The organism is Chitinimonas violaceus (assembly GCF_052601015.1).
The window spans coordinates 1-230 of record NZ_JBQXDJ010000359.1; the positions used below are offsets into that span (position 1 = coordinate 1).

The window sequence follows — 230 nt, forward strand, 5'->3', positions numbered from 1 at the left end:
CTGCTGTGGGGGTGAGCGGCACCACATCGGCGATGCCGTCAGCGAAAAGCTCGACTATGTGCCGGCACAATTGAGCGTACTGCAATACCGCCGGCCCAAATACGCCTGTTCTGCCTGTTCTGCCTGTGAAGGCCAGATCGCCGTCGCACCCTTGCCGCTGCAGCCCATTGAACAGGGCATGGCCGCACCCGGGCTGCTAGCCCACATCATCGTCAGCAAATGGGCAGACC

General features: G+C 62.2%; 1 protein-coding gene. It reads left to right on the top strand.

Going from position 1 to position 230, the window contains the following annotated elements; translation table 11 throughout:
• Window positions 1–230: IS66 family transposase zinc-finger binding domain-containing protein (locus ACUHMQ_RS21565; protein WP_445297456.1), on the top strand; the 230-nt coding region annotated here is incomplete at both ends.